The sequence below is a fragment of the Variovorax sp. VaC1 genome (assembly GCF_043658315.1).
GTDB lineage: Bacteria > Pseudomonadota > Gammaproteobacteria > Burkholderiales > Burkholderiaceae_C > Variovorax.
The window spans coordinates 307366-325021 of the sequence record NZ_JBIGLT010000005.1 but is presented as its reverse complement, the minus strand read 5'-3'; the positions used below and the strand labels follow the sequence as shown (position 1 = coordinate 325021).

Annotated in this window: 18 protein-coding genes; 6 read left to right on the top strand and 12 right to left on the bottom strand. The window is 67.3% G+C overall.

Annotated features, from left to right (window positions below):
• The first annotated feature begins 12 nt into the window (after nucleotides 1–12).
• Nucleotides 13–987: a LysR family transcriptional regulator gene (locus tag ACGLHS_RS21520; protein ID WP_394483052.1), complete on the top strand. Its 975-nt coding sequence runs from the start codon at nucleotides 13–15 to the stop codon at nucleotides 985–987.
• Here the strand turns inward: ACGLHS_RS21520 and ACGLHS_RS21515 are convergent.
• From ACGLHS_RS21515 to speD, 3 genes are all read right to left on the bottom strand, one after another.
• A complete protein-coding gene (locus tag ACGLHS_RS21515) occupies nucleotides 929–2326 on the bottom strand; it encodes an aminopeptidase P N-terminal domain-containing protein (protein WP_394483050.1) in 1398 nt (465 codons plus the stop codon). The two genes, ACGLHS_RS21520 and ACGLHS_RS21515, sit on opposite strands and share 59 nt — an antisense overlap.
• The gene (locus tag ACGLHS_RS21510) at nucleotides 2323–3033 is read right to left on the bottom strand and encodes an NDP-sugar synthase (RefSeq protein WP_394483539.1); all 711 of its coding nucleotides are present in this window, start codon (nucleotides 3031–3033) and stop codon (nucleotides 2323–2325) included. The genes ACGLHS_RS21515 and ACGLHS_RS21510 overlap by 4 nt, the downstream gene beginning before the upstream one ends.
• 145 nt (nucleotides 3034–3178) lie before the next feature.
• Nucleotides 3179–3559 (bottom strand): adenosylmethionine decarboxylase, encoded by a 381-nt coding sequence (speD, locus tag ACGLHS_RS21505; RefSeq protein ID WP_093242447.1) that lies wholly within the window; start codon nucleotides 3557–3559, stop codon nucleotides 3179–3181.
• Between the two features lie 144 nt (nucleotides 3560–3703).
• Between speD and ACGLHS_RS21500 the strand changes: the two genes are divergently transcribed.
• Complete coding sequence (locus tag ACGLHS_RS21500) at nucleotides 3704–5806, top strand: transketolase family protein (protein ID WP_394483047.1); 2103 nt, start codon at nucleotides 3704–3706, stop codon at nucleotides 5804–5806.
• A 65-nt stretch (nucleotides 5807–5871) separates the two neighbouring features.
• Nucleotides 5872–6873, top strand: a complete 1002-nt coding sequence (gene gap / locus ACGLHS_RS21495; RefSeq protein ID WP_394483045.1) for a type I glyceraldehyde-3-phosphate dehydrogenase — start codon at nucleotides 5872–5874, stop codon at nucleotides 6871–6873.
• A 73-nt stretch (nucleotides 6874–6946) separates the two neighbouring features.
• On the opposite strand, the gene ACGLHS_RS21490 is transcribed toward gap, so the two are convergent.
• From ACGLHS_RS21490 to ACGLHS_RS21480, 3 genes are all read right to left on the bottom strand, one after another.
• The gene (locus ACGLHS_RS21490) at nucleotides 6947–7540 is read right to left on the bottom strand and encodes a hypothetical protein (protein WP_394483044.1); all 594 of its coding nucleotides are present in this window, start codon (nucleotides 7538–7540) and stop codon (nucleotides 6947–6949) included.
• Between the two features lie 32 nt (nucleotides 7541–7572).
• The gene (locus tag ACGLHS_RS21485; protein WP_394483042.1) at nucleotides 7573–8142 is read right to left on the bottom strand and encodes a hypothetical protein; all 570 of its coding nucleotides are present in this window, start codon (nucleotides 8140–8142) and stop codon (nucleotides 7573–7575) included.
• A gap of 96 nt (nucleotides 8143–8238) precedes the next feature.
• On the bottom strand, nucleotides 8239–8547 hold the full coding sequence (locus tag ACGLHS_RS21480; protein WP_394483040.1) for a putative quinol monooxygenase: 309 nt from the start codon (nucleotides 8545–8547) through the stop codon (nucleotides 8239–8241).
• Nucleotides 8548–8706: 159 nt separating this feature from the next.
• Here ACGLHS_RS21480 and ACGLHS_RS21475 point away from each other — a divergent pair, with 159 nt between their 5' ends.
• Nucleotides 8707–10035: an Nramp family divalent metal transporter gene (locus ACGLHS_RS21475; protein WP_394483038.1), complete on the top strand. Its 1329-nt coding sequence runs from the start codon at nucleotides 8707–8709 to the stop codon at nucleotides 10033–10035.
• Between the two features lie 113 nt (nucleotides 10036–10148).
• A complete protein-coding gene (locus ACGLHS_RS21470; protein ID WP_093242462.1) occupies nucleotides 10149–10439 on the top strand; it encodes a YciI family protein in 291 nt (96 codons plus the stop codon).
• A gap of 28 nt (nucleotides 10440–10467) precedes the next feature.
• On the opposite strand, the gene ACGLHS_RS21465 is transcribed toward ACGLHS_RS21470, so the two are convergent.
• The 4 genes from ACGLHS_RS21465 to ACGLHS_RS21450 all read right to left on the bottom strand — a co-directional run bounded on the left by ACGLHS_RS21465 (nucleotide 10468) and on the right by ACGLHS_RS21450 (nucleotide 14616).
• Complete coding sequence (locus tag ACGLHS_RS21465; protein ID WP_394483035.1) at nucleotides 10468–11532, bottom strand: pirin family protein; 1065 nt, start codon at nucleotides 11530–11532, stop codon at nucleotides 10468–10470.
• A 158-nt stretch (nucleotides 11533–11690) separates the two neighbouring features.
• The gene (locus ACGLHS_RS21460; protein ID WP_394483033.1) at nucleotides 11691–12113 is read right to left on the bottom strand and encodes a VOC family protein; all 423 of its coding nucleotides are present in this window, start codon (nucleotides 12111–12113) and stop codon (nucleotides 11691–11693) included.
• Nucleotides 12114–12220: 107 nt separating this feature from the next.
• Nucleotides 12221–13609 carry an amidase family protein gene (locus tag ACGLHS_RS21455; protein ID WP_394483031.1) on the bottom strand — a complete coding sequence of 463 codons (1389 nt, stop codon included), beginning with the start codon at nucleotides 13607–13609 and terminating at the stop codon, nucleotides 12221–12223.
• A 20-nt stretch (nucleotides 13610–13629) separates the two neighbouring features.
• The gene (locus ACGLHS_RS21450) at nucleotides 13630–14616 is read right to left on the bottom strand and encodes a GyrI-like domain-containing protein (protein WP_394483028.1); all 987 of its coding nucleotides are present in this window, start codon (nucleotides 14614–14616) and stop codon (nucleotides 13630–13632) included.
• 90 nt (nucleotides 14617–14706) lie between these two features.
• Here ACGLHS_RS21450 and ACGLHS_RS21445 point away from each other — a divergent pair, with 90 nt between their 5' ends.
• Entirely contained in the window at nucleotides 14707–16314 is a 1608-nt protein-coding gene (locus ACGLHS_RS21445; protein WP_394483026.1) for a CHAD domain-containing protein, read from the top strand.
• Here ACGLHS_RS21445 and ACGLHS_RS21440 read toward each other — a convergent pair.
• Nucleotides 16311–17147, bottom strand: coding sequence for a DUF6216 family protein (locus ACGLHS_RS21440; protein ID WP_394483024.1), 837 nt, complete (start codon nucleotides 17145–17147; stop codon nucleotides 16311–16313). The two genes, ACGLHS_RS21445 and ACGLHS_RS21440, sit on opposite strands and share 4 nt — an antisense overlap.
• 15 nt (nucleotides 17148–17162) lie before the next feature.
• The gene (locus ACGLHS_RS21435) at nucleotides 17163–17639 is read right to left on the bottom strand and encodes a peptidylprolyl isomerase (protein ID WP_093242471.1); all 477 of its coding nucleotides are present in this window, start codon (nucleotides 17637–17639) and stop codon (nucleotides 17163–17165) included.
• Nucleotides 17640–17656: the final 17 nt, after the last annotated feature.

Here is a 17656-nt window from a genome sequence, read left to right as displayed (position 1 = left end):
ATAATGAACGCCATGTCGCCCGATCTGCTCCCCGCCATTGCCGCCTTTGCACGGGTGGCGCACCACGCCAGCTTCACGCACGCCGCGCAAGAACTGGGCGTGTCGCCTTCCGCGCTGTCGCAGACCGTGCGCGCGCTCGAACAGCGCCTGGGCGTGCGCCTGCTCGACCGCACCACGCGGCGCGTGGGCGTGACGGAGCTGGGGCAGCAGTTCCTCGATGGCGCACAGCCGGGGCTTGCCGCGCTGGCGCAGGCGGTCGAAGGCATCGACGAGGCGCGCGACAAGCCCGCCGGCCTGCTGCGGCTGAATGTCTCGCGCGTCGCGGCTGAGCTGCTGCTCTTTCCGCACATGGGTGATTTCGCCGACGCCTACCCGGACATCACGCTTGAACTGGTCTGCGACAACCGCATGGTCGAGCTGGTGGAAGGCGGCTTCGACGCTGGCATTCGCCTCGGCGAAAGCCTGGCGCAGGACGTGGTGGGTGTTCCGGTGGGCGGCCCGCTGCGCATGGTCACCTTTGCATCGCCGCGCTACTTGAAGGGCCGCAAGCCGCCGCGCGTGCCCGAAGACCTGCGCGAGCACCGGTGCCTGAATTACCGCCTGACCACGGGCGGCCTCTATCGCTGGGAGTATGCGCAGGACGGCCGTGTGCTGGACATCGAACTCGCCGGCCCGCTGATCAGCAACGACAGCGAGGTGCTGCTGGCCGCGGCCCGCGCGGGTGCGGGCATCACCTCGGCCTTCGAGGGCGCGGTGCGCGACGACTTCGAGAGCGGCCGCCTCGTGCCGCTGCTCAAGCCTTGGTGGCCGACCTTTCCGGGCTTCTACCTGTACCACCCGAGCCGCGCGCAGATGCCGCGCAAGCTGCGGGTGTTCATCGACTTCCTGCAGGCGCGGCATGCGCCGCCGCCGGTGTCGCAGCGCGCCGTCAAGCTCGCATCAGCGCCTCGATCTCGTCCGCCTTCACCGGCACGCCGCGCGAAATGAGTTCGCAGCCGGTGGCCGTGACGATCGCGTCGTCTTCGATGCGGATGCCGATATGGTGGAACTGCTCGGGCACGCCGTCGGCGGGCCGCACATAGATGCCGGGCTCCAGCGTGAGCACCATGCCCGGGTGCAGGATGCGGCTCGGCCGGTTCTTGATGACCTCGTTCGACAGCGGATCTTTTCGCTCGCTCACTTCGCCGACCTGCGTGGGCTCGACGTAGCTGCCGCAGTCGTGCACGTCCATGCCGAGCCAGTGGCCGGTGCGGTGCATGTAGAACTGGAAGTAGGCGCGCGAGTCGATCACGTCCTGCACGTTGCCGACTTTGTTGGCGTCGAGCAGGCCCAGGTCGAGCATGCCCTGCGACAGCACCTTCACGGCCGCGTCGTGCGGGTCGTTGAAGCGGTTGCCGGCCTTGGTGGCGGCCGCGGCCGCATCCTGGCTTGCGAGCACGAGGTCGTACAGCGCGCGCTGTGGGCCGGTGAACCGGCCGTCGGCCGGGAAGGTGCGCGTGATGTCGCTGGCGTAGCCGTCGAGCTCGCAGCCGGCGTCGATCAGCACCAGCTCGCCCTTGCGCACGGGCGCGGCGTCGGCACGGTAGTGCAGCACGCAGGCATTGGCGCCGGCCGCGACGATGGAGTAGTAGGCGGGGTATTGCGATCCGCCCAGGCGGAACTCGTGCAGCAGCTCGGCGTCGAGGTGGTACTCGCGCACGTCCTTGCCCTCGCGCAGCATGCGGGCCGACAGCTGCATGGCGCGGACGTGGGCGCGCGCGCTGATCTGCGCGGCGCGACGCATGATGTCCTGCTCGTGCGCGTCCTTGAAGAGGCGCATTTCGTCGAGCGGGCCGCACAGGTCGCGCTGCTCCTCGGGGCACAGCGCGCCGTAGCGCACGCGGGCGCGCACCGACTGCAGCCAGCCGTCGACGCGGGTCTCCAGGCCCTTGTGGATGGCGAACGGAAACCACACGGTCGAGCGGTTCTCGAGCAGCTTCGGCAGCCTGGCGTCGAGGTCGTTGACCGAGAAGGCCTCGTCGACGCCGAGTGCCGCGGGAGCCGCGTCGGGGCCGAGGCGAAAGCCGTCCCAGATCTCGCGCTCCATGTCCTTCGGTGCGCAGAACAGCGTGGCGCGGCCGTCGCCCGCCAGCACCAGCCAGGCGTTGGGCTCGGTGAAGCCGGTCAGGTAGTAGAAGTAGCTGTCGTGGCGGTACAGGAAGTCGGTGTCGCGATTGCGCGCCCGCTCGGGTGCGGTCGGGATGATCGCGATGCCATCCTTGCCCAGTTGCGAAGCGAGGCGCGCGCGGCGCTCGGCGTAGATCGTGGTGGTGTCTGCTGAGGTCATCTTGGCGTGTTCAGTTGGGCAAGCCGTTCGGGGGTTCCCACATCGGTCCAGGGGCCGGTGTAGAGCTCGGCGCTCACCAGTTCATTGTCCATCGCGGCGCGCAGGATCGGTGCCAGCGGGGCTTTGAGGCCGGCCGGGTTGCCGGGCGGGATGCCGCAGTACGGCGGCGCGAACAGTGCGGCGCGGTACAGGCCGATGGTCGAGAAGGTGAACTTCTCGGTGGCTGAATTGAGCGCAAGGCCCTCCGGCGACAGGCCGAAATCGCCCTTGAGGTTGTGCGCGGGGTTCGGCACCAGCCACAGGTGCCCGAGCTTGCCGCTGGCGACGAAGCGGTCCACCGACGCCTGCGTGAAGGCGAAACCGGGTGCGAACACATCGCCGGCCGCGACCCAGAACACATCGCCCAGCACCGGCAGCGCACGCACGATGCCGCCCGCCGTTTCGAGCGCGCCACCGAAGTCGCGGCCTTCTTCAGAATATGAAATCGACAGCGCCGGGCCGCTGTTCAACGACGGATTCGGGCCGAAACGATTGGAAATCTGCGCGCCCAGCCAGTCGGTGTTGACCACCAGATCGGTGAAGCCGCCGGCGGCCAGCGCCTCCATCGGCCATTGCATCAACGGCTTGCCGCGCACGTCGAGCAGCGGCTTGGGCGTGGCGTCGGTCAGCGGCCGCATGCGCTCGCCGCGGCCGGCCGCCAGGATCATGGCCCGCACGGAGGTCGAAGTCATGTGCATGGGTCAGTCTTTTCGTGAAACACCGAGGAACCGGCTTTGCCGGGCCTCAGGTGTTGCCTCCGGCAGGGGGAAGGAGAAGCGACACGAAGTGCGCGAAGCCTGGGGCGAGCTTCATTCACGCTGCGACGCGGCCGCGCTGCAGCTCGTTGCGTTCGCTGTGGCGGGGCTGGAACAGCGCGACCAGGCATTCCATCAGCGCGTGCGCCTTGGCCGAATGGTCGCCGCCGAAATTGCAGACGTACACGTCGAGCGTCACGCCGCGCTGCTCGGGCCAGGTGTGGATGCACAGGTGCGATTCGGCCAGCAGCAGCGTGGCCGTCACGCCGCCCGGGCCCTTCGGCGTGGCCGGAAATGCGTGCACCAGCTTGCCCACCTCCTGCAGTCCGGCGGCCGAAACGGCCTTGGTGCAGACCGCCCCCAGGGCCGCGCCATCGGTGAGCCATTGAAGGCCGCATTGGCAGTCGTGGAGGTCGGCGGTGAGGTGCAGCCCATGCATGGGTGGCAACTCTAGCAGTCTGGCTGCCGCACAAGAACATCAGCGGGGTGTTGGGCCTGTATCGGCGCCGGCCCGGGCTCGCCCGGTAAAATCGCGGGTTCCCCCTACCCCCACCCACCCTTTTCCCCCGAAAGTCCCATGCCCATGGCAAACGAAGCCCTGATGGCCAACGCGATTCGCGCGCTGGCTATGGATGCCGTCCAACAAGCAAATTCCGGACATCCGGGTGCACCGATGGGCATGGCCGACATGGCCGTCGCACTCTGGGGCGACCATCTGCGCTACAACCCGGCCAATCCGCACTGGTTCGACCGCGACCGCTTCGTGCTCTCGAACGGCCACGCCTCGATGCTGCTGTACGCGGTGCTGCACCTCACCGGCTACGACCTGCCCATCGGCGAGATCAAGAACTTCCGCCAATTGCACAGCAAGACCGCCGGCCACCCTGAAGTCGACGTGACGCCGGGCGTCGAAACCACCACCGGCCCGCTGGGCCAGGGCATCACCAATGCCGTGGGCTTCGCGCTGGCCGAGAAGCTACTCGCCGCCGAGTTCAACCGCAAGAGCCATGACATCGTCGACCACCACACCTACGCCTTCCTGGGCGACGGTTGCATGATGGAAGGCATCAGCCACGAAGCCTGCGCCCTGGCTGGCGCCTGGCACCTGAACAAGCTGATCGCGCTGTACGACGACAACGGCATCAGCATCGACGGCCAGGTCAAGCCCTGGTACATCGACAACGTGGCAGAGCGCTTCCACGCCTATGGCTGGCACGTGATCGGCCCGATCGACGGCAACGACGCCAAGGAAGTGTCCAAGGCCATCGCCAAGGCCAAGCAATCGACCGACAAGCCCACGCTGATCAACTGCAAGACCGTCATCGGCAAGGGCAGCCCGAACCGCGCTGGCACCGCCAAGGCGCACGGCGAAGCACTCGGCGCCGAAGAAATCAAGCTGACCCGCGACGCCATCGACTGGCACTACGCGCCCTTCGAAATCCCCGCCGACGTGTACGCCGACTGGGACCACAAGGCCGAAGGCGCGAAGACCGAAGCCGCCTGGAACGACAAGTTCGCCGCCTACGCCGCCGCGTTCCCCGAGCTGGCCGCCGAGTTCACCCGCCGCATGAAGGGCGAGCTGCCCAAGGACTTCCACCAGGTCGCCTTCGACACCGTGGTCGCCGCCCACACCAAGGCCGAGACCGTGGCCAGCCGCAAGGCCAGTCAGCTCGCGCTCGAAGCCTTCACCGCCGCGCTGCCCGAAATGCTCGGCGGCAGCGCCGACCTGACCGGCTCGAACCTCACCAACACCAAGAGCACGCCCGCCCTGCGCTTCGATCCGAAGACCGGCGCCGTGGTCATGAACCTGCCGGCCGCCGAGCCCAAGCAAGCCGCCGAAGGCGAAGCCAAGCCTGAAGCACCGGCTGAAGCACCGCACGGCACCATCGGCCGCCACATCAACTACGGCGTGCGCGAGTTCGGCATGGCGGCCATCATGAACGGCGTGGCGCTGCATGGCGGCTACATCCCCTACGGCGGCACCTTCCTCACCTTCAGCGATTACAGCCGCAACGCCATCCGCATGGCCGCGCTGATGAAGCGCCGCGTGATCCACGTGTTCACGCACGACTCCATCGGCCTGGGCGAAGACGGCCCGACCCACCAGTCGATCGAGCACGCCGCCTCGCTGCGCCTCATTCCCAACCTGGACGTCTGGCGTCCGGGCGACACGGCCGAAACCGCCGTGGCATGGGCCGTGGCCCTGCAGAACCAGACGCGCCCGACCGCGATGCTGCTGAGCCGCCAGAACATTGCCTACGCACCGAAGTCGGAGCTGGGCGACATCAGCCGCGGCGCCTACGTGCTGTCCGAGCCGGAAGTCGTCGGCCTGAAGAACAAGAAGACCGCCGCCGTCATCATCGCCACCGGCTCCGAAGTGCAGCTCGCGCTGGCCGCACAGAAGCTGCTGGCCGAAAAGAAGATCGCCGTGCGCGTGGTGTCGATGCCTTCGACCACCACCTTCGACCGCCAGGACCTCGCCTACAAAAAGGCCGTGCTGCCCAAGAAGCTGCCGCGCATCGCCGTCGAAATGGGCTGCACCGGTGGCTGGTGGAAGTACGGCTGCGCCGCTGTCGTCGGCATCGACACCTATGGCGAGTCGGCACCGGCACCGGAGCTGTTCAAGCATTTCGGATTCACGGCAGAGAACGTCGCCGCCACGGTCGAAGCCGCACTGCGCGACTGAGCCGCGGCAGGCGCTTCTTCTTCCCGTTCGTTCACAACAAGTTTTCAACCTTAGGAGCAAGTCAGATGGCTATCAAACTCGGTATCAACGGCTTCGGCCGCATCGGTCGCAACGTGCTGCGCGCAGCAGTGCAGAACTTCAAGAACGACATCGAGATCGTTGCCATCAACGACTTGCTCGAGCCCGAATACCTGGCCTACATGCTCCAGTACGACTCGGTGCATGGCCGCTTCAAGGGCGAAGTGACGGTTGAAGGCAACACGCTGATCGTCAACGGCAAGAAGATCCGCCTCACGCAAGAGCGCGACCCGTCGCAGCTGAAGTGGGACGAAGTCGGCGCCGACATCGTGCTCGAATCCACGGGCCTCTTCCTCACCAAGGAAACGGCGCAGAAGCACATCGACGCGGGCGCCAAGAAGGTGATCCTGTCGGCACCGTCGAAGGACGACACCCCCATGTTCGTCTACGGCGTGAACGACAAGAAGTACGCCGGCGAAGCCATCATCAGCAACGCCAGCTGCACCACCAACTGCCTGGCCCCGCTGGCCAAGGTGCTGAACGACAAGTGGGGCATCAAGCGCGGCCTGATGACCACCGTGCACGCTGCCACCGCCACGCAGAAGACCGTCGACGGCCCGAGCAACAAGGACTGGCGCGGCGGCCGCGGCATCCTCGAGAACATCATTCCTTCGAGCACCGGTGCTGCCAAGGCCGTGGGCGTGGTGATCCCCGAGCTCAACAAGAAGCTCACCGGCATGAGCTTCCGCGTGCCGACCTCCGACGTGTCGGTGGTCGACCTCACGGTCGAGCTGGTCAAGGAAGCCACGTACAAGGAAATCTGCGCCGAAATGAAGGCACAGAGCGAAGGCGCACTCAAGGGCGTGCTGGGCTACACCGAAGACAAGGTGGTGGCCACCGACTTCCGCGGCGACCCGCGCACCTCGATCTTCGACGCCGAAGCGGGTATTGCACTGGACGGCACGTTCGTGAAGCTCGTGAGCTGGTATGACAACGAATGGGGCTACTCGAACAAGTGCCTGGAGATGGTGAAGGTCGTGTCGAAGTAAGGCTTCGCGGCTCAAACGAAAAAAGCGCCCTCGGGCGCTTTTTTCATGGGCGGTCGGAAGACCGCGATGCGCATCAGCGCAGCTTTTCGTTCTTCTGGATTTCGCTGGCGAGCTGCGTGGACATGTTGGTCGCCGCGCGCTTGGCGGACAGGCCGAGTTCGCTCTTGAACTCGCTGAACTCCGCCTCTCCCCGGCCCGATGCCTTGACGCGCGTGACTTCGACACCGGCCGGATCGGTCACGACGCACGACACCTCGGTCGTGAAATACGTAGGAGGCCAGGTGAAGGGCGATGGGGAGCCCGAGTCGGTCTTGATCTCGGGCGTGAACACGAGCGCGGCGCCCGAAGCCTGGACTGCATTGGCGTCGGCGGCGGACTTCAGGACGACCACGTCCTGGTAGACGGCGCGCAGTGCGTCGCGAATCGACTTCTCCAGGTCGCGGTAGGGGTAGTAGCTGATGCGGTCGCCGCCGCCGCCGGGCGTCACGGCCTGCAGGGCACGCTGGGCGTCGGTCATGGTGTAGGCCACCTTCTTTTGGACCAGGTTGGCTTCGACGCGCGGCGGCGCCGTGTCGGTGCCGACGTTGATGGGATGTGCGCAACCGGCGAGCACGGCTGCAAATGCGAGCGCCATGCCGGCGCGGAGGGTTCTGGAAATGAGCGACATGAAATTTCTTCTCCGAATGCTGTTTTGTTTTCTTATTGACCGAGGGCGACGGCGAACTGGGGATCGGAATACACCTGCCGCAGCAGCGTGCGCACGAGGTCCGAATAGGCTGCCTGGCCTGCAGGGATGGCGACGATGCCCGCAAAGCTGGACTCGAAGCTGGTGTTCGCCTTGTAGTTCTTCTTGAGTCGCTGGACGCCTTCGCGCGTGACTTCGATCTGCACTTCCATCACGCCCGTGCCCGTGACGATGTTGCCGACGCTGATCTCGTTGCTGAGGATGCGTGCGTCGAGCCGCGTGCGGGATTTGGCGTCGTATGCCGAGACCTCCTTGAGGTCGCCGATCAGCGCGTCTTCGAGGTACTTGGCGAACGTGCCGCTGGGCGACGTCAGGCGCGCGCCGCGCAGCGACAGGTTGTTGACCGGGTCGTTCGGGTCGGTGGGTTGAACTTTCACCACCGCTACCGCGGCCGGCTTGCTCGCCTTGAGCTTGTCAAGGGCTTCGTAGTCCGCCGCGTAGGGCGGGGCCTTCAGTTGCGCGCAGCCCGTTGCAAGAACGGCCAGGGCACAGAAGGCAACACCATGCATGCGAGTGATCGCCATGCTCTCCTCCTCGTTGGTTGTTGGAGGCGCGACAGTAACATGGGGTTACGGCATCTGTGCGGCACTTCATCACGCCGATGGGCGTGTTTCCAACGTTCAGACCGGTTCGAGCACGTGAATCAGCTTGGCGGCCGTCAGCTCTTTCGTCTTCGCGCTGTGCGCTGCCATGTGCGGTGCGACCGCATGCGCCTGCAGGTGCGCCAGCGTTTCCCACTTCTCGATCACGACGAAGGTGTCGGGGCCGAAGCTGGCCTTCGACAGCGGAATGCCCTCCGCATCGACCGTGGCGCCGTATTCGATGCAGCCTGCTTCGGCGAGCACGGCCGCGCGGTTGGCGGCAAAGGCTTCGAGCAGTGCGGCGCGCTGGCCCGGCTTGGCGGTGATGACGGCAACGACGTGGATCATTGAAAAAGTCTCCGGTGCAGGTGAGTGAATGAATCGATGTACGGATCGATGGATGGATGGCCGTCGTCGAATCTAAGAGATTCGGCGCTTGCGCGTGGGTCCGGTCCGCGACAACCGCACCGCCCCTTCGATTCGCGACGCGCCCCTATCATCGCGCGCATGTTCTTCCCGCTGCCCCGCACGGCCACCGCACCCTTCTGCCCCTCCGAGGTGAAGGGCAGCGTGGCGGTGCCGCAGGAGCTGCCCTTCTTCAGGAAGCTGCTGCGCTACGCGGGTCCGGGCCTGCTGGTGTCGGTGGGCTACATGGACCCGGGCAACTGGGCCACCGACATCGAAGCGGGCTCGAAGTTCGGCTACGGCCTGCTCTTCGTGGTGCTGCTGGCAAGCCTTGCGGCCATGCTGCTGCAGACGCTGTGCGTGCGGCTCGGGCTGATCACGCAAAAGGACCTGGCGCGCGCCTGCCGCGCGCATTACTCGCCACGCGTCAACCGCCTGCTGTGGCTGGGCGCCGAGCTGGCCATCGTGGCCTGCGACCTCGCTGAAGTGCTGGGCAGTGCGTTGGCGCTGCACCTGCTGTTCGGCGTGTCGATCCCGGTCGGCATCGCGATCACGGCCTTCGACACCTTGCTGGTGTTGGGCCTGCAGGGCGCGGGCTTTCGGCGTGTGGAGGCCATCGTGCTCGGGCTGGTGGGCACCATCGCGGGCTGCTTCATCGTCGAGCTGGCGATGGCGCCGCCCAACTGGTTCGGCGTGGCGATGGGCTTCGGCCCCAGCCTGGAACGGCTGCAGCAGCCGGGCGCGCTGTACCTGGCCATCGGCATCGTCGGCGCGACGGTGATGCCGCACAACCTGTACCTGCATTCGTCCATCGTGCAGACGCGGCTGATCGCCGACACCGACGCGGCCCGGCGCGAGGCGGTGCGCTTCTGCACGCTCGACGCGGTGGTGTCGCTGTCGCTCGCGCTGCTGGTCAACGCGGCGATCATGGTGCTGGCGGCCAGTGCCTTCCATGCCACGGGCCACCGCGAAGTGACCGAGATCGACGACGCCTACCGGCTCATCGAGCCCATTGTCGGCAGCGCGCTCGCGGCCACGCTGTTCGGCATTGCGTTGCTGGCCTCGGGGCAAAGCTCGACCTTCACCGGCACCATCGCGGGCCAGATCATCATGGAAGGCTTCCTGAACCTGAAGATCCCGTGCTGGCAGCGCCGGCTCATCACGCGTGCCCTGGCGCTGGGCCCCGCCTTCCTGGGCGTGTGGTGGTTCGGCGACGGCGGCGTGGGCAAGATGCTGGTGCTCAGCCAGGTGGTGCTGAGCTTCCAGCTGCCGTTCGCGATGTGGCCGCTGATCCGCTTCACCAGCAGCCGCGCGATGATGGGCGGCTTTGCCAACGGGCCGTTGCTCAAGGGGCTGGCGTGGCTGCTGTTCGGTGTGATCAGTGCGGCCAACGTATGGCTGGTGGGATCGGTGCTCGCGGGCGGCGGCTGAACGGGGTTCGGTCAACCACCGTAGGCACAGTTACCCGGCAGACACACACGCGCCCCGCAACGGCCCCGCGCAGGCCATAGGATCGGGGCTTCCGCACTACCCGCGATCCCGCCATGTTCATCGTCACCCTCACCTACATCCGCCCGCTCGAGGAACTCGACGCGCTGATGGACGCGCACCTCACCTGGCTCAAGAAGCACTACGCGAGCGGCCTGTTCGTGGCCTCGGGTCGACAGGTGCCGCGCAAGGGCGGCGTGATCCTGGCGCGGTCGGGCGACCGCGAGGGGCTGGAGGCGGTGCTGGCGCGCGATCCGTTCGTGCAGAACGGCGTCGCGCGCACCGACGTGATCGAGTTCATTCCCAGCATGACCGCCTTGAGCGTCGAGGTGCTCAAGACGTTCTGAAAGGCACGCAGAGGCCGGTCGGCCCTGCTTACGCCGGCATTTCCTCGCGCCCGCCCGGATGCCGGGCAAAGCGCGCCGCGTCGTGCGCGTGCACCGGCGCCGAATCGTCCCAGGGCCAGCCGCCGAACTGGGTGCGGCGGTAGTCGGCCATGGTCTGGCTGATCTCGGCCTGCGTGTTCATCACGAAGGGGCCGTACTGCACCACCGGCTCGGCGATCGGGCGGCCCTGCAGCACCAGGAACTCGCTCGCCTCGTCGTTGCCGTTGGCCATTTCGATGGCCGCATTCGCGCGCAGTTCGATGGCTGCCGGGCCTTCCACGCGCTGGCCGGCGATGTGCGCCACCGCACCCTTGAAGAAGTACAGCATGCGCCGCGTGCCTTCGCCCGTGGCGGCGGGCAGCGTCCATTGGGCGCCGGGCGTCATCTTGATCGTCCAGATCGCCACGTCGGCGTCGGCCTGCGAAGCCCATGAATCGGGCGGCGGCGCCAGCGGCTGGATCGGGTCCTGGCCGTTCGCGCCGTCGTCGAGCTTGCCGGCGATCACCGCGACGTCGGTGCGGCCGCCCTTGGCGTCGTCGGAGGCAAAACGCGGGATGGCGTCCGACCAGAACATCGTGAAGTGCGGCTCGGCCATCTTGTTGCGGGCCGGCAGGTTGAGCCAGATCTGGAACAGCTCCAGCGGGTTCGGCGCGCCCGTGTCGAGCAGCGGGAACATCTCCGAATGCACGATGCCCTTGCCGGCCGTGAGCCACTGCACGTCGCCGCCGCCGAAGCGCGCGGTGGCGCCCAGCGAGTCGGAGTGATCGACCAGGCCCTTGCGCACGATGGTCACCGTCTCGAAGCCGCGGTGCGGGTGCGAGGGAAAGCCCGGCACCGTGTCGCCGTGGTACATGCTCCAGCCGTCCTTGCGGCTGAAGTCCTGGCCGATCTGGCGGCCGGCCAGCGAGGCCTCGGGGCCCATCTGGCCGTTGGCCTTCGGGTAGGCGTCGTCGTGGTAGACGCAGAACAGGAACGGGTCGATCGTCTGCCACGGAAAACCGAGCGGTGCGACCCGGACGATGGGGCTCTCGGGGCTCTTGTTGTTGTCGGACATGGGGCTATTCCTTTCCAGATGGGGCGCGGCCGATGATGCCGTGCCAGTGGAAGGAATATCGGGGCGCCGCCGCCTTCCGGTAGGCGCCGTCCTTGCAACAGTGAAGAGCGCGTATGGAACGATGGGCATCGTTCGGGTCTTCAGCCGCGTGGCGTTGTTTACGGGTTCTGATGGGTCACGATGGCGTTCGGGTCCATGTACGCCAGCTCCCAAAGGTGGCCGTCGATGTCCTGGAAGCCGTGGCTGTACATGAAGCCGTAGTCCTGCGGTTCGCGCGGCGTCGTGCCGCCGGCGGCCACCGCCTTGGCGACCAGCGCATCGACCTCGGCGCGGCTCTCGCACGACAGGCACAGCAGCACCTCGGTGCTCTTGCTGGTGTCGGTCAGGCTCTTGGTGGTAAAGGTCTTGAAGAAGTCTTCGACCAGCAGCATCGCGTGGATGCTGCCCTCCTGGATGACCATGCACGCGGCGTTGGCGTCGGTGAATTGCGCGTTGAAGGTGTAGCCCAGCGCGGCAAAGAATGCTTTGGTCTTTTCGAGGTTCTTGACGGGAAGGTTGACGAAGATCTGCTTGTTGGCCATGAGGTTGTCCTGTAGGGATGAAGGTGGATACGGTGGGTGTTTCCGATGTGTTGTGTACACCGTCCACAAAAGATATCAAAGAAAATGGACGGCGTCCACATGATTTTTCAGGCTGCCAGTCTGGCCAGGATTCCGGCCAGCGCGATCGTGCTGCGGTCTTCGCCGTATGGCCCGACGATCTGCACCCCCAATGGCAGCCCTTCCGCGCTGCGCCCTGCCGGCGCGACCGTGGCCGGCAGGCCGCCCAGGCTCGCCAGACTGGCCCAGGCGCCCTGCGCGCCGTAAGGCGTGGCGCGGCCATCGATGGCGAGCGTGCGCTTGCCCCAGTCGGGCTCGGTCACGTGCGCAAAGGCGGCGCAGCCGAAGACGGGGCACAGCACCGCGTCGAACGCCTCGAACAGCACGCGCAACTGGGCCCGGATGCGCGTGCGCGTGGCGAGGAGGTCGAACCATGCGCGCAGCGGCATCGACGTCTGGCCGCCCGGCTCGGCGTGGGCGAGCACCGTCTGCACGATCTGCTGGTAGGTGTCGTTGACCTCGGCCAGATCGGGCAGCAGATCGCTCGCGTGGGCGATTTGTGCACCGGCCTTCGCGAGCCGCTGCCCTGCGGCATCGACGGCGGCGCGCACCTCGGCGGCCACGGCGGCTTGAGGATGCGATGTCACGACCAGCACCCGCCAGTCCTTCGCGGACGCATGGCGCGCCGCGGGCAGCGCGGTGCGTGCGTCGGCGGCGCGCGCCGTGTCGGGCCCGGCCAGCACATCCAGCGCCAGGCCGAGGTCTTCTGCGCAATGCCCGATCGGCCCGATCACCGAAGGCAGTCCTGCCGGCGACTCCTGCGTGCCCGGAAACGCGAAGCCGCGCGTCGGCAGCAGGCCGTGGCTCGGCTTGTGTGCGTACACGCCGCAGAAGGCCGCGGGAATGCGCAGCGAGCCCATCAGGTCGGTGCCCAGTTCGAGCGCGACCATGCCCGCGGCAATGGCCACCGCGCCACCGCCCGACGATCCACCCGGCGTGCGCCCCGCGTCGAGCGGATGCACCGTGCGGCCGTAGAGCGGGTTCGCGCACTGCCAGTCGGCCAGTGCCGGCGGCACGTTGGTCTTGCCGAGGATCACCGCGCCTGCCGCCTTCAGCCGCTGCACCGCCACCGCATCCTGTGTCGGCACGAAGTCGCGAAACGGCGGCAGGCCCCAGGTGGTCGGCAGGCCGGCGACGTTGAATGCCTCCTTCACCGTCATCGGTACGCCGAGCAGCGGCCGGCGTTCGCCGCGCGCCAGTGCCGCATCGGCTTCGGCCGCCTGGTGGCGGGCACGGGCGAAATCGCATACCGCCACCGCGTGGAGCGCGCCGTCGAGTGCCTCGATGCGGCCGATGGCCGCCTCGCACAGCGCTACAGCGCTCACCTGCCCCGCCGCCAGTGCCCGCGCCGACTGCGCGGCACCCGCGGACAGAAGATCGACCGGGTTCGTCGCTGCCGCCATCACTGTCGTCGCCATGATGAATCTCCTTCTTGCCGCTACTGCAGCGGCAGATACAGGTGCGTGCGCAGCCGCGCCTCGGGCGTGCTGCGCGGATCGTCCAGGTAGAGATCGAAACCCGGCACATCGCGCGTCGCGTAGCCGGTGGCCGGCAGCCAATGCCGGTAGATGGCCTTCCACATCGTGTGAAGGCCGGTGTAGGGCCCCGTGTGCGTGAACACCGCATAGCGCCCTGCCGGCAGATGCCACCACGCAAGGCTGCCGTCCAGTGCGACCGGCGGCTGCGTCGGCTTGCCATGCCCGTCGGGCAGCGAGTGGCCGAACAGCGCGCCCACCAGGATGCGGCAGTCCGCGTCCTCCGGACCTTGCGGCTCCTCCGGCATCGTGGCGATGGTGTGCGTGACCTGCGCCGCGAGCCCACCCGCCAGCAGCGCGGGCCACAGCTCGCCGAACGCCTGTTGCGCCGCGCGCATCATCGTGCCCTGCGTCATGCCACGGCCGGTGGTGGTGAGCGCGTCGAGCGCGGGTGCCTCGACCCAGCGCGGCTGCAGCGGACGCATGTCCGCCTCCGCTGTCGCCCCGTTGCCATCGGGAATGTGGCGCTGCGCAAAGAACCGCGCCCATGCCGGCTCGCCGCCGTCGCGCACGGCGGTCGGCGTCGTGCCCAGCTCGCGCCGCATCGCCTTCGCCAACGCCTGCGCCGATTCGAAGCCCACCGCCTGTGCCGCTTCGAGCACCGGGGTCGAGCGCCGCGCGGCCAGCAGCTCGCAGGCGCGCCGTAGCCGCCGCCACGTCACGTAGCCGCCCACCGTCAGCCCGAAATACGCATGGAACACGCGATGGAAGTGATGCCGCGACATCGCCGCCTGCCGCGCCAGCAGGTCCGCGTCCAGCGCCGCGTCGAGGTTCGCTTCCACGTGCGCCGCCGCGCGCGACAGCAGATCGAGATAGCGCACCGAGGCCTTTGCGGCACCGGCTGGGGCCGTGGCAGCGAACGGAGGCGGCGTGGGTGTCGGCATCGGCATGCGGTCATTCTGGCGATGGCGGGCGGGAATGGCGTGTCCCGGTGTGCTCGATGCGGCCCGCGTTGCATGAGGGAAAAAAGACGGGGCATCATGGCCGCCATGGAAATCGAGTTCAAGTTCTGCATTCCCGCCGGCCGCCTGAAGGCCGTCGAGGCCGCCCTGCGGCGCGGCACCGTGGTCCGCACCCGCCTTCAGGCCCGCTATTTCGACACCGTCGACCAGCAACTCGCCGCGCACGGCATGGTGCTACGGCTGCGCAAGGAGGGGCGGCGCTGGGTGCAGACCGTCAAGGCCACGGGCGACAACGCGCTGCACCGGCTGGAGCACAACGTCGACCTGGGCGCGGCCGGCGCGGCGCCCGGCATCGACCCGCTGCGCCACCAGGGCACACCCGTCGGCGAGCGCCTCGCCAAACTGCTGGCCGATGGCGCTGTGCCATTGGTCGAGCGGCAATCGACCGACATCGTGCGGCTCACGCGTGACGTGCGCGTCACCGGGCCCGGCGGCGCGGTCGTCGAGATGGCGCTCGACGTCGGCAAGGTCGTCGCCCACGCGGGCACGCCCGAGCAGCGCGAATCGCCCGTGTGCGAGCTGGAGCTGGAACTCAAGCGCGGCGACGTGCAGGGGCTGGTGTCGCTCGCGCGCCGCTGGTCGCAGCAGCACGGGCTGTGGTTCAGCACCATCTCGAAGGCCGAGCGCGGCGCGCGCCTGCTGGCCGCGCAAGACAGCGTGCCCGCCGTGAAAGCCGAGGCCCCCCGCTTCGCCGTGCAGCACCCCGACGGCCGTGCCATCCAGCAGGCCGTGATCGCATCCTGCCTCGCGCAGATGCTGCCCAACGCCAGCGAGATCGCCGCCGGCAGCACCGATGAAGAGCAGATTCACCAACTGCGCATCGGCATCCGACGCCTGCGCACCGCGCTGCGCGAACTGGCGGGGCTCGATGCGGCCTCGGGCCTGCTCGATGCGGGCGGATGGGAGCCGCCGCTGATCGATGCCTTCCGCGCGCTCGGCGCCCTGCGCGACCGCGAGCAGGTCGTGAAGCTCGCGCAGCCGCAACTGCGCGACGCGGGTGCACCGGACTTCGATCCGCTGGCCGGCGACGACGCGGCAGCCCATGCGCCATCGCCCGGCGACGTGGTGCGTGCGTCGGCGTTCCAGAACGTGCTGGTCTCGCTGATCGGATTCACCGCCGCAGGACCGGAAGAAGCCGCACCGGCGAGCAGCGCTCAGGAAGAAACGGTCGAGACCATCCCGTCAGCCCCTCGTCCGATGAGTGCCGACGCGGCCCGTCGCCTGCTGCGCAAGCGCCTGCAGCAACTGCACAAGCAGGCCGCGCGCGACGGCGCGCGCTTCGAGGCGCTGGACACCGAAAGCCAGCACCGCGTGCGCAAGCGCCTCAAGCGCCTGCGCTACCTCGCCGAATTCGTCGCGCCCTTGTTCGAGGCACAAGACAAGGGCCGCGACAAGGACGCCGCGGAGCGCTACCTGAAAGCGCTGCGCCCCGCGCAAGACGCGCTGGGCGAATTCAATGACGAAGCCGTGGCGCTGGCCCTGTACCGCGAGGCCACAGCGCGCGATGCACGTGCGTGGTTCGCCGTGGGCTGGTTCAGCGCGCGCCACGCGGCTGGCGCGAAGGCCTGTCGCAAGGCCCTGGAGAAGATCGAAGGCGCGCCGCGGTTCTGGAAGAAGCGCAGCTAATCGCCAAGATCCAGACTCAATTGAGCGCCTGGGAGCGACGGATCGATGTGGCGTTTGGCCAGGCTGTGCGCGGCGAATCCGGCAGCCCATGCAAAGAAGCCGATCCACGAGAGCCACAGAGTGAACGCGATCAGCATCGCCAGAGACCAGCGCTGATCGCTCAACGCCTTCTTCATGAACTCGGGTGTGCTCGCCGATTTCAGAACGTCACAAAGGATGCCGACTTCCTGTTCGGTGAACGTCGTGCGCGTGGCGTTTTCGCTTGCAGTTTGTGAGCAGTGGGCGACTCCGAGTACCGCCGCACCAAGGGGCCAGAGCGGTTTCACCTCTGTTGGACTGGCCCAGAAATACCGGTCCGTGCTCTTGAGCGAGAGAAGCGATTGAGATGAGAAGAGGCTCACCACGCTGAGGACGCCGACCGCCAAGGCGATGGAGAGCCCGAACAGTCTCCACGCCTGCGCAAACCGAGACGGCAGCTTGTGAACCTTGACCTGGCAAAGATTGGAATCAAAGAGTTCGCCGCACATGCTCAGCGTGCGCATCTCCACCCCGTTCAGCTTCGCCCACTCAATCAGTTGATGCGCTTCCTGCAGGCTGGCAACCGGGACGCCCGCAAACATGCGAAAAGAGATCAGGCTCGTTTGTTCGTCGACGAACGCACGAACCTGGGGGTCTGAGATTTCCTGCTTCCCATATACCAATTGCCAGAGCCGGCTGATCAGCACATGACGAGACTCCGTGCGCAGCACCACCCAGAGGAAGGCCCCCGCGAAGAGCAGCGGGGTGATGACGCCGAAAACGCTGGAGATGTTGGAAGCGTTGGGGAAATCCATGGCCTGGGCTACAGGTCAGTGATGGTGCCCGTGCGCCCCATGCACGTGCCTGTGTTCGATCTCCACCGGCAGCGCCGCGCGCACGTCCGTCACCTGCAGGCTGAAGCGCAGTGCCTTGCCGGCCCACGGATGGTTGCCGTCGAGCAGCACGACCGGGCCCTTGATCTTCGTCACGGTGAACACATGCTGCGTGCCGTCGTCCAGCCGTCCCTGCAGCTGGCCGCCGACCTTCACGCCCGGTGGAAATTCGGTCTTGGGAATGGTGCGCACCAGCGCCTCGTCGCGCTGGCCGAAGGCATCTTCGGGCGAGAGGTTCAGCGTGGTCTGGAAGCCCTTTTCCTTGCCATCGAGCGCTTCCTCGATCTTGGGCAGCGTGTTCTCGTAGCCACCGTGCAGGTAGGCCATCGGCTCGGGGCTGGCTTCGATGAGCTTGCCCTGCGCGTCCGAGACTTTGTACTTGATGGTGACGACGGTGTCTTTTTCGATTTTCATGGGGTCGCATTTTCAGT